Raw genomic sequence first — 11,152 nt, 5'->3', positions numbered from 1 at the left:
ACGATCTCTTCTAGAATCACTTGAAGATTTATAGCGGAAAGCCTGTTCCCGCGCCATTTTCTGAGCGCGTTTTGAACAGGCTTTTGCGGCCGAAAAAGGGTAAAGCACCGGACTTGTGCGGCCGGACCGGACAAATCCGCCGCGGGCCGCCGCAGCATATTTGCCAAATCGAAATCGCCGCTTCACAATCGTAGAAAACCACGCACCCATATGGGCTTCCGGAGAGACGATGGCAAGCGCCGACCAGTTGATCAACGCCTTTACCACGCTCATCGTCACCATCGACCCCCCGGGGCTCGCACCGCTCTTCCTGGGGCTGACGATCGGCATGAGCCGGACCGAGCGCCGGCAGGTGGCGCTGCGCGGCTCGACCATTGCCTTTATCATCCTTGCCGTCTTCGCCCTGTTTGGCGCAGGCGTGCTCGGCGTCCTCGGGATCTCAATCGGCGCCTTCCGCCTCGCCGGCGGGCTCCTGCTCTTCTGGATCGCCTTCGAGATGGTGTTCGAGAAGCGGCAGGACCGCAAGGAGAAGACGACCGAGGTGGCGATCACCAAGGATCATATCGAGAATATCGCCGTCTTTCCCCTCGCCCTGCCGCTGATCGCCGGCCCCGGCGCGATCTCGGCGACCATTCTGCTTTCCGGCACACTGGCGACTTCGGTCGAAAAGGCCCAACTGATCGGCGTCATCGCCGCCATTCTGCTGCTGACCTTCCTCATGCTGCTGATTGCTGAAAGGCTCGACCGCTTTCTCGGCGTCACCGGTCGGGCGATCCTCACCCGCCTGCTCGGCGTCATCCTCGCAGCCCTTGCGGTGCAGTTCGTCGTCGACGGCGCGAAAGCCGCGCTCAATCTCATCAGCGCGACACCGCATTGAAATGGCAGCACATGTTCGCGGTGACCCGACGAGATCAACTGCCGTGACATCAAAGAAAAAGAGCATGACGCCGGCCCGGACATCATGCTCTCGGATGCTCTCAGAAAGCTAGAACAGGCGGCCGATCAAAACGGGATGTCGTCGTCGAGATCGCGCGAGAAATTGCCGCCACCACCGCCGCGGCTCGGCGAGGAGGATGACGGGGCGCCGTAGTCGTCGCCATAATCATTGTTGCTGCTGCCGCGGCCGCCGCCAAAGCCGGAGCTCGCGCCGCCGCCATCGCCGCGGCCGTCGAGCATCGTCAGCGTCGAGTTGAAGCCCTGCAGCACGACCTCAGTCGAGTAGCGGTCCTGGCCCTGCTGGTCCTGCCACTTGCGGGTCTGCAGCTGGCCCTCGACATAGAGCTTGGCGCCTTTCTTCACATATTGCTCGACGACTTTGCAGAGGCCTTCGTTGAAGACGACCACAGTGTGCCATTCGGTCTTCTCGCGGCGCTCACCCGAATTGCGGTCGCGCCACGTTTCCGAGGTCGCGATACGGAGGTTGGCGATCGGCCGGCCATCCTGAGTGCGGCGGATTTCGGGGTCTGCACCCACGTTTCCAACCAGAATTACCTTGTTCACGCTACCAGCCATGCTTCTCACCCTGCCTGCCGCCCTGCCCGGCGGCGTTAATCGATCAGCGCACCTTAAACCATAGCGAACCGCAGATGCGCGCGAACGGTGTTTAATCCACAGTTTATCCCATCAGAAAGCCGCATGCGTTCATCAGGAATTTTGTTCTTTATTTGTTCTAGTTTATCCGTATGATCCTGTCAACAGAATCGAAAACCTTGAGTCATCCAGGATATTCAGCCTCGACTCGCCCGCCGGCATCACTAAATAAGGGCTGTTATCCAGAAAACCAAAGCAGAGACGATGAGCGAACTGACGACGATCTCCATCCGCGGCGCGCGCGAGCACAATCTGAAGAGCATCGATCTCGATCTGCCGCGCAACAAGCTGATCGTCATGACCGGTCTTTCGGGCTCGGGCAAATCCTCGCTCGCCTTCGACACGATCTATGCCGAGGGCCAGCGGCGCTATGTCGAGAGTCTGTCGGCCTATGCCCGGCAATTCCTCGAAATGATGCAGAAGCCCGATGTCGACCAGATCGACGGGCTGTCGCCTGCCATTTCTATCGAGCAGAAGACCACCTCGCGCAACCCGCGCTCGACGGTCGGCACCGTCACCGAGATCTACGACTACATGCGCCTGCTCTTTGCCCGCGTCGGCGTTCCCTATTCGCCGGCGACCGGCCTGCCGATCGAGAGCCAGACCGTCAGCCAGATGGTCGACCGCATTCTCGCTTTCGGCGAGGGCACGCGCCTTTACATTCTCGCGCCGCTCGTGCGCGGCCGCAAGGGCGAATACAAGAAGGAACTGGCGGAGCTGATGAAGAAGGGCTTCCAGCGCGTCAAGGTTGACGGCCAGTTTTACGAGATCGCCGAGGCGCCTGTTCTCGACAAGAAATACAAGCACGACATCGACGTGGTGGTCGACCGTATCGTCGTGCGCCCGGATGTGTCGGCGCGCCTCGCCGACAGCCTCGAAACCTGCCTGAAACTCGCCGACGGGCTGGCGATCGCCGAATTCGCCGACAAGCCGCTGCCGCCGGAGGAGACTTCCGCCGGCGGTTCGGCCAACAAGTCGCTGAACGAGACGCATGAGCGCGTGCTGTTTTCGGAAAAATTCGCCTGCCCGGTCTCGGGCTTCACCATCCCGGAAATCGAACCCAGGCTCTTCTCCTTCAACAATCCCTTCGGCGCCTGCCCGACCTGCGACGGTCTCGGCGCCCAACAGAAGATCGATCCCGACCTGATCGTACCCGAACCGGAGCGGACGCTGCGCGACGGGGCGATCGCGCCCTGGGCCAAATCGACTTCGCCTTACTACAATCAGACGCTGGAAGCGCTCGGCAAACATTACGGCTTCAAGCTCGGCACCCGCTGGAACGACCTTTCCGACGAGGCCAAGGACGTCATTCTCAACGGCACCGACGACAAGATCGAGTTCCACTACGCCGACGGCGCCCGCTCCTATACGACGCACAAAAATTTCGAGGGCATCGTCACCAATCTCGAGCGGCGCTGGAAGGAAACCGATTCCGCCTGGGCGCGCGAGGATATCGAGCGCTTCATGTCGGCCGCCCCCTGCCCTGCCTGCAATGGCTATCGGCTGAAGCCGGAAGCGCTGGCGGTGAAGATCAATAAGCTGCATATCGGCGAAGTGACCGAAATGTCGATCCGCATCGCGCGCGACTGGTTCGAGGCGCTGCCGGCGACATTCAATGCCAAGCAGAACGAGATTGCCGTCCGGATCCTCAAGGAAATCCGCGACCGCTTGCGCTTTTTGAACGATGTAGGCCTGGAATATCTAAGCCTGTCACGCAATTCCGGCACGCTGTCAGGCGGCGAGAGCCAGCGCATTCGCCTCGCCTCGCAGATCGGCTCGGGCCTGACGGGTGTGCTCTACGTACTCGACGAACCATCCATCGGACTGCATCAGCGCGACAACGCCCGGCTGCTGGATACGTTGAAGCACCTGCGCGATATCGGCAACACCGTCATCGTCGTCGAGCATGACGAGGATGCGATCCTCACGGCCGATGACGTGGTCGACATCGGTCCGGCCGCCGGCATACATGGCGGCCAGGTCATCGCCCATGGCACGCCGCAGGATATCATGGACAATCCGAAGTCGCTGACCGGCAAATATCTCTCCGGCGAACTGGGGGTTCCCGTTCCCGAGGAACGCCGCAAGCCGAAGAAGGGCCGCGAAATCAAGGTGATTGGCGCGCGCGGTAACAATCTGAAGAATGTCACGGCATCCATTCCGCTTGGCGTCTTCACGGCTGTGACCGGAGTCTCCGGCGGCGGCAAGTCCACCTTCCTGATCGAGACGCTCTATAAATCGGCGGCGCGCCGCGTCATGGGCGCGCGCGAAATCCCGGCCGACCACGACCGCATCGACGGTTTCGAGCATATCGACAAGGTGATCGACATCGACCAGTCGCCGATCGGCCGCACGCCGCGCTCGAACCCCGCGACCTATACCGGCGCCTTCACGCCGATCCGCGACTGGTTCGCCGGTCTGCCGGAAGCCAAGGCGCGCGGCTACCAGCCAGGCCGCTTCTCCTTCAACGTCAAGGGCGGGCGCTGCGAGGCCTGCCAGGGCGACGGCGTCATCAAGATCGAGATGCACTTCCTGCCCGATGTCTACGTCACCTGCGACGTCTGCCATGGCAAGCGCTATAACAGAGAGACGCTCGACGTCACCTTCAAGCAGAAGTCGATCGCCGACGTGCTCGACATGACGGTGGAAGAAGGCGTCGATTTCTTTGCGGCAGTACCCGCCGTGCGCGACAAACTGCAATCGCTGAAGGATGTCGGCCTCGGTTACATCAAGGTCGGCCAGCAGGCCAATACGCTCTCGGGCGGCGAAGCACAGCGCGTCAAGCTCGCCAAGGAGCTGTCGAAACGTTCGACCGGACGCACGCTCTATATTCTCGATGAACCGACGACGGGCCTGCATTTCCATGACGTCGCCAAGCTGCTCGAAATGCTGCACGAGCTCGTCAACCAGGGCAATTCGGTGGTGGTGATCGAGCACAATCTCGAAGTCATCAAGACGGCCGACTGGGTGCTCGATTTCGGCCCCGAGGGCGGTGATGGCGGCGGTGAAATCGTGGCTGTCGGCACGCCCGAGGCAATTGTCAGGGAACAGCGCTCCTATACCGGCCATTTCCTGAAAGAATTGCTGGAGCGGCGACCTGCGAAGAAGGCGGTTGCGGCGGAATGACGATGAGGCTGGCGTCGCCTGATGATCTGGAAACGATCGCGACGCTGACGGCAGCCGCCTATCGTCCCTATACCGAACTCTTCGGCGCTCCACCGATCCCGGTGACGGAGGATTACGCGCCGCGGATCGACCGCGGCGAGGTCTGGCTGCGCGAGATCGGCGGCGAAACGGCCGGCCTCGTGGTCGCAGAGCAGCATTCCGATTACCTCATGCTGTTCAGCATCGCGGTCTCGCCGACCTTTCAGGGCGCCGGACATGGGCTCTCGATGTTGCGCTGGCTGGAGGGCAAGGCGCGGGAATGGGACATTCCGGAGATACGCCTCTACACCAATGCGCGGATGGAGCGAAATATCGCGCTTTATCGCGCCTTCGGATTTCAGGAAACGGGTCGGCGGCCGAGCCGTTATCGGCCAGGATGGACGCTCGTCGATATGGCGAAAAAGATGGATGCAGCCTGAACGGCTGCGAACCGGGAGGACGACATGACGAAATCCGGCACTATCCGCACCGGCATCGGCGGCTGGACCTTCGAGCCCTGGCGCGGGCATTTCTTTCCCGCCGACCTGAAACAGAAGGACGAGCTGCATTATGCCAGCCGCCAGTTGAAGGTCATCGAGGTCAACGGCACCTATTACAGCACGCAGAAGCCGGCGGTTTTTGCCAAATGGGCAGCCGATGTGCCCGAGGGATTCATCTTTTCGCTCAAGGCGACGCGTTTCGTCACCAATCGGCGGGTGCTTGCGGAAGCCGGTGAATCGATGGAGCGCTTCCTCACCTCTGGAATCAGCGAGCTCGGCGATCATCTCGGGCCGCTGCTCTGGCAATTCGCCCCGACGAAAAAGTTCGATCCGGAAGATTTCGAGGCCTTCCTGAAGCTGCTGCCGGCAAAGCAGGATGGGTTGGCGCTCCGTCACGTCGTCGAGGTGCGGCACGATTCCTTCAAGGTGCCGGAATTCGTTGCTCTGCTTGCTAGATATGGCGTGGCGCCGGTTTGTGCCGAACATTTCGACTATCCGATGATCGCCGATGTGACGGCTGATTTCGTCTATGCCAGGCTGCAGAAGGGATCGGATGATATCCCGACCTGCTATCCCGATAAGGATTTGAAGGCCTGGGCTAAGCGGCTCGAGACCTGGGCCGAGGGCAAGGTCCCGGACGATCTGCCGCTGATCGACGGGAACCGCCAGGTCAAGGCCGCGCCCCGCGACGTCTTCGCCTTCATAATCCACGAGGGCAAGGTCAATGCGCCGCACGGGGCGATCGCCCTGCAGCAGTTGCTGGCGAAATAGGCGGTTGAGACTTAGTCCGGGCTAAAGTGGCAACACCTCGGCCGCGAGCTCTTCCGCCGTCAGCCCCTTGCCGGCGCGCTGGCCAGCCTCTCCATGCAGCCACACGCCGGCGGCCGCAGCCTCGAAAGTCGGCAGGCCCTGGGCGAGCAGTCCGCCGATGATGCCGGCAAGGACATCGCCGGAACCTGCGGTGGCAAGCCAGACAGGCGCATTGGTGTTGATGAGCGCGCGCCCGTCCGGCGAGGCGATGACGGTGTCGGCGCCCTTATAGACGATCGCGGCATTGGCGCGGCGGGCAGCGGCAACCGCCTTGTCCACCTTCCCCAGTGCGTCGTCCTCGCCGATATCGGGAAAGAGCCGCGAAAATTCGCCTTCGTGCGGCGTCAGCACCAGACGCGGCTCGCCGCGAAACAGGGCGAAAAGCTGTTGCGGATCGTCCTTGAACGACGAGATGCCGTCGGCGTCGAGCACGAGCCGGCGATCGGCAAGCGCAGCGACGAAATCGCGTGCCCTTGCCCCGATGCCGAAGCCAGGACCGAGGACGAAGGTCTGCAGCCGCTTGTCGGACAGCCACTCCGCAAGGTCTGCCTCGTCATCGACTGCATGCAACATGACCGCCGTGAGATGCGCGGCATTGGCGGCCATCGCTGCGCCGGGTGCGGCGATCGTTACCAAGCCGGCGCCGGCCTTCAGGCCGGAGACCGCCGACATACGGGCAGCCCCGCTCTTGTCGGCCTCGCCTGAAAAAACGACGAGATGACCGCGCTTGTATTTATGGGTTTCCAGCCGCTCGGCCGGCAGCACGGCCTTCCAAGCGTCAGGTGTGTTCTCGGCGATGGCGCCGCCCGCCTCAGCCCGGATGATCCGGGCGGGAATGCCGATGCCGAAGACCTCCAACTCGCCGCAAAGCTCCCGGCCCGGCATCAGGAGATGGCCGGGCTTGCGGGTCATGAAGGTAATGGTGTTGCGAGCCTGGAAGGCAGCACCCAGCACCTTGCCGGTGCGGCCATCGACGCCGGAGGGCAAATCGATGGCGAGCACTGCAATACCGGCCTCGGCGACACGCTCGGTCAAGGCGGCCACATCGGCCGGCACCGCGCGCCCGAGCCCTGCTCCGAACAGACCGTCGATGACGACGTCGCCGGCTTCCGGCCGGTAGAGGCCGAGCTCCTGTCCCTGCAATGGGCAGCCGGCACGAGCGCGGGCGGCATCGCCTTTCAGCTTTGCGGGATCGCCGAGATGAAAAAGCGCCACGGTCGCTCCGCTCTCCAGCAGATGCCTTGCCGCGACATAGGCGTCGCCCCCGTTGTTACCGGGGCCGCAGATCACGACGAAACGCATCGCCCCAGGATGAAGCCTGAGCGCGGCAGCCGCGGCAGCGGCCCCCGCCCTTTCCATCAGGCCGAAGGAATCGATTCCGGAAGCAGCCGCGGCCGCATCGATGGCGCTCATTTCGGCAGGCGTCACCAGAAGCTCTGAGAGATGTTTGCTCATGAGCCTATTCAATTAAAAAAACGCACAAAAAACAACCGTCTGAAGAGACGCGCAATGGGGCTCAATTTGTGCATTTGCTTATATTTTAATCGACTCGCAACCTGCTTTTGCAGTCGACGGAAAACCTGACTTTTTCGGTTTTCGGCCAATTTTTCTTCGATGGCGATGTTTTTCCACCTCTCTGGTCACCAAATCGACATAAAATCACCCACAGACGCGCCGGTTTCGACAAAATTGACGTCTTTTTTCAATAAGACGGATTTCAAACTGGCACGATATCTGCATCATGTCCGCGAGCGGGAACATCCCTGCGATAACAGGAGAAGCGGAGAGACATTTTCTCATGAAAAAGATCGAAGCGATCATTAAGCCCTTCAAGCTGGACGAAGTGAAGGAAGCCCTTCAGGAAGTCGGCCTGCAGGGTATTACAGTCACGGAAGCCAAGGGCTTCGGTCGTCAGAAGGGCCACACGGAACTCTACCGCGGCGCCGAATACGTCGTCGACTTCCTGCCGAAGGTGAAAGTCGAGGTGGTGCTGGCGGACGAGAACGCGGAGGCGGTCATCGAGGCCATCCGCAAGGCGGCTCAGACCGGCCGCATCGGCGACGGCAAGATCTTCGTCTCCAACGTCGAAGAGGTTATCCGCATCCGTACCGGCGAGACCGGCATCGATGCCATCTGACCACTTTGCCAAGCGCGCAAAGTCCGATAGCGTCACCGCGCCCACCTATTGTTATCACAAATTGGAGGAAGGTATTTAATGGCGACCGCAAGCGAAATTCTGAAGCAGATCCAGGAAAACGACGTCAAGTTCGTCGATCTGCGCTTCACCGACCCGAAGGGCAAGCTGCAGCACGTCACGATGGACGTTGCCAGCGTCGACGAGGACATGTTCGCTGACGGCGTGATGTTCGACGGCTCTTCGATCGGCGGCTGGAAGGCCATCAACGAATCCGACATGGTGCTGATGCCCGACACTGAAACGGTGCATATGGACCCGTTCTTCGCTCAGTCGACCATGGTTATCGTCTGCGATATTCTCGATCCGGTTTCCGGCGAAGCCTATAACCGCGATCCGCGCGGCACCGCCAAGAAGGCCGAAGCCTATCTCAAGGCATCCGGCATCGGCGACACGGTGTTTGTCGGCCCGGAAGCCGAATTCTTCGTCTTCGACGATGTCAAGTACAAGGCCGATCCCTACAATACCGGCTTCAAGCTCGATTCGACGGAACTGCCGTCGAACGATGACACCGACTATGAAACCGGCAACCTCGGTCACCGCCCGCGCGTCAAGGGCGGCTATTTCCCGGTTCCGCCTGTAGATAGCGCCCAGGACATGCGTTCGGAAATGCTGACGGTGCTCTCCGAGATGGGCGTGGTGGTCGAAAAGCATCACCATGAAGTCGCCGCCGCCCAGCACGAACTCGGCATCAAGTTCGATACGCTGGTGCGCAACGCCGACAAGATGCAGATTTACAAATATGTCGTGCACCAGGTGGCCAACGCCTACGGCAAGACGGCGACGTTCATGCCGAAGCCGATCTTCGGCGACAACGGCTCGGGCATGCACGTGCACCAGTCGATCTGGAAGGGCGGCAAGCCGACTTTTGCCGGCGACGAATATGCGGGCCTCTCGGAGACCTGCCTGTTCTACATTGGCGGCATTATCAAACACGCCAAGGCGATCAACGCCTTCACCAATCCGTCGACGAACTCCTACAAGCGTCTCGTCCCAGGTTATGAAGCCCCAGTTCTGCTCGCCTATTCGGCCCGCAACCGCTCGGCGTCCTGCCGCATTCCGTTCGGCTCCAACCCGAAGGCCAAGCGCGTCGAAGTCCGCTTCCCGGATCCGACTGCTAACCCCTATCTCGCCTTTGCCGCCATGCTGATGGCCGGCCTCGACGGCATCAAGAACAAGATCCATCCGGGCAAGGCCATGGACAAGGATCTCTACGATCTGCCGCCGAAGGAGCTGAAAAAGATCCCGACCGTCTGCGGCAGCCTGCGCGAAGCGCTCGAAAGCCTCGACAAGGACCGCAAGTTCCTGACAGCAGGCGGCGTCTTCGACGACGACCAGATCGATGCCTTCATCGAACTTAAGATGGCAGAGGTGATGCGCTTCGAAATGACGCCGCATCCGGTCGAGTACGACATGTATTATTCGGCCTGATCGGCCGCAATGACGGAAAGTCCCGGTTCGCCGGGGCTTTCACCTCCCCGGGTCATGAACGCCAGAAGGAGGATATGACGTTCATGTGACGCGCTGGTGCAAATCTTGATTTGCACCGCACCAATCACCAAATTTGGTGATGAAAGGAAGTCGTACCATGAAAGAAAGACTAGCAAAGTTCAATATCGGCGAAGTGGTCCGGCATAAGGTATTTCCGTTTCGCGGCGTGATCTTCGACGTTGATCCGGAATTCGCGAACACGGAGGAATGGTGGAATTCCATTCCGGCCGAGGTGCGGCCGAGCAAGGACCAGCCGTTCTACCACCTGCTCGCCGAAAATGACGAAAGCGAATATGTCGCTTATGTCTCCGAGCAGAACCTGGTGAATGACGAAAGCGGCACGCCGCTTCGCAACCCTCAGATCTACCAGATTTTCGATCAGGCCCCGTCGGGGCAGTTCAAACCCAAGATGAGCTTCGCCCACTAGGAGCGGATGACCGACGACATCAACGAGGCCTCGCATCTCCCGGCGAGGCCTTTCTTTTGGCTTACGGTGGGGATGCCCCTTATCAGCCTGCCGACACCGACCTGGGTCGAGCCACTCGTCTCGACCCGTCCAGCGGACCCCCGCTCGCGGTGAGAAGGGAATATGCCGCAGCCCTCGCCCCCCGCAAACTCTCGCATGGCACGTCCCCTCTCCCCGTCTTACGGGAGAGGGTTAGGGTGAGGCTATCCGCGTAGAGCGCAGAGATTACCAACAAAAAACCCGGCACGACGCCGGGTTTTTGTTCAAGCCTGTCGGCTAGATTACTGAGCCTTGGCAGCCTTTTGGGCGTCTTCCAGCTTTTTGCGGGCTTCTTCAGCCTTCTTCTGCATGCCTTCCTGCAGGCTGCGCTGGCTTTCGGCGAGCTTCGATTCGGAAACCGGTTCACCGTCATAAGCGCCGGTGAAGCCTTCGAGCGAAATCTTGATCGGATTCGGCGCGCGGCGGAAGTTGATCGAGGTGAAGATCACATCGCTGCCCTTCTTGAGGCTGGCGATCATCGCGTCGGTCAGCGGAATTTCGGCAGTGCACTTGTCCGGCAGGCAGACGGCGTAGTCGAGCTTCTGGCCCTTGCCGCCATCGATTTGCATGCTGATGCCCGGAGGAATGAGGCGTGCCGTGGGAACCGAGACCTGCAGGAGCTTGCGGTTGATCTTGCCAGTGACCGAAATCAGGCCGACAGCCGTGACGAGCTGGCCGCCATTGGCGAGGATCAGGTTCTGGACAACACAGATGTCGTTGTCTTCCTGCTTGCTGCAGGTCTTGTACCAGCCAAGCTTCGGTGCGCCAGCGGCCTGTGCCGGAGCATCGGCCGGAGGCTGTGCCGCCGCATCCTGTGCGAAGGAGGAGACCGGAGCCGAAGCGGCGCCGAACATCACTGCCAGAACGGACAGTGCTGCCCGCATTTTCTTTTCAGACTTGAACATCATAACGAATTCC

At 60.8% G+C, this 11,152-nt stretch carries 10 protein-coding genes; 7 read left to right on the top strand and 3 right to left on the bottom strand.

All coding sequences use genetic code 11. The annotated features are described in order from the left end of the window. The first annotated feature begins 229 nt into the window (after positions 1-229). Positions 230-877: a MarC family protein gene (locus FHT70_RS17160; RefSeq protein WP_183703305.1), complete on the top strand. Its 648-nt coding sequence runs from the start codon at positions 230-232 to the stop codon at positions 875-877. Between the two features lie 125 nt (positions 878-1,002). Here FHT70_RS17160 and FHT70_RS17155 read toward each other — a convergent pair whose 3' ends face one another. Further along, positions 1,003-1,512 (bottom strand): single-stranded DNA-binding protein, encoded by a 510-nt coding sequence (locus FHT70_RS17155; RefSeq protein ID WP_183703302.1) that lies wholly within the window; start codon positions 1,510-1,512, stop codon positions 1,003-1,005. Positions 1,513-1,794: 282 nt separating this feature from the next. On the opposite strand from FHT70_RS17155, the gene uvrA reads away from it, so the two are divergent. The 3 genes from uvrA to FHT70_RS17140 are packed head-to-tail and all read left to right on the top strand — an operon-like array spanning position 1,795 to position 6,005. Next, complete coding sequence (gene uvrA / locus FHT70_RS17150) at positions 1,795-4,716, top strand: excinuclease ABC subunit UvrA (RefSeq protein ID WP_183703299.1); 2,922 nt, start codon at positions 1,795-1,797, stop codon at positions 4,714-4,716. Further along, positions 4,713-5,174 carry a GNAT family N-acetyltransferase gene (locus FHT70_RS17145; RefSeq protein ID WP_183703297.1) on the top strand — a complete coding sequence of 154 codons (462 nt, stop codon included), beginning with the start codon at positions 4,713-4,715 and terminating at the stop codon, positions 5,172-5,174. The genes uvrA and FHT70_RS17145 overlap by 4 nt, the downstream gene beginning before the upstream one ends. Before the next feature lie 24 nt (positions 5,175-5,198). Further along, positions 5,199-6,005, top strand: coding sequence for a DUF72 domain-containing protein (locus tag FHT70_RS17140; RefSeq protein ID WP_183703294.1), 807 nt, complete (start codon positions 5,199-5,201; stop codon positions 6,003-6,005). Positions 6,006-6,026: 21 nt separating this feature from the next. On the opposite strand, the gene FHT70_RS17135 is transcribed toward FHT70_RS17140, so the two are convergent. Next, entirely contained in the window at positions 6,027-7,499 is a 1,473-nt protein-coding gene (locus FHT70_RS17135; RefSeq protein WP_183703292.1) for an NAD(P)H-hydrate dehydratase, read from the bottom strand. A 343-nt stretch (positions 7,500-7,842) separates the two neighbouring features. Here FHT70_RS17135 and FHT70_RS17130 point away from each other — a divergent pair, with 343 nt between their 5' ends. From FHT70_RS17130 to hspQ, 3 genes are all read left to right on the top strand, one after another. Next, the gene (locus FHT70_RS17130) at positions 7,843-8,181 is read left to right on the top strand and encodes a P-II family nitrogen regulator (RefSeq protein WP_015339877.1); all 339 of its coding nucleotides are present in this window, start codon (positions 7,843-7,845) and stop codon (positions 8,179-8,181) included. Between the two features lie 78 nt (positions 8,182-8,259). Beyond that, entirely contained in the window at positions 8,260-9,669 is a 1,410-nt protein-coding gene (gene glnA, locus FHT70_RS17125) for a type I glutamate--ammonia ligase (RefSeq protein ID WP_085778160.1), read from the top strand. A 157-nt stretch (positions 9,670-9,826) separates the two neighbouring features. After that, the gene (gene hspQ / locus FHT70_RS17120) at positions 9,827-10,156 is read left to right on the top strand and encodes a heat shock protein HspQ (protein WP_097601118.1); all 330 of its coding nucleotides are present in this window, start codon (positions 9,827-9,829) and stop codon (positions 10,154-10,156) included. 320 nt (positions 10,157-10,476) lie between these two features. On the opposite strand, the gene FHT70_RS17115 is transcribed toward hspQ, so the two are convergent. After that, positions 10,477-11,142, bottom strand: a complete 666-nt coding sequence (locus FHT70_RS17115) for an invasion associated locus B family protein (RefSeq protein WP_183703289.1) — start codon at positions 11,140-11,142, stop codon at positions 10,477-10,479. Between the last annotated feature and the right edge of the window lie 10 nt (positions 11,143-11,152).

This window comes from Rhizobium sp. BK049 (genome assembly GCF_014193135.1).
GTDB lineage: Bacteria > Pseudomonadota > Alphaproteobacteria > Rhizobiales > Rhizobiaceae > Rhizobium.
The sequence above is the reverse complement of the archived record's forward strand: the minus strand, read 5'-3'. Positions and strand labels throughout refer to the sequence as shown.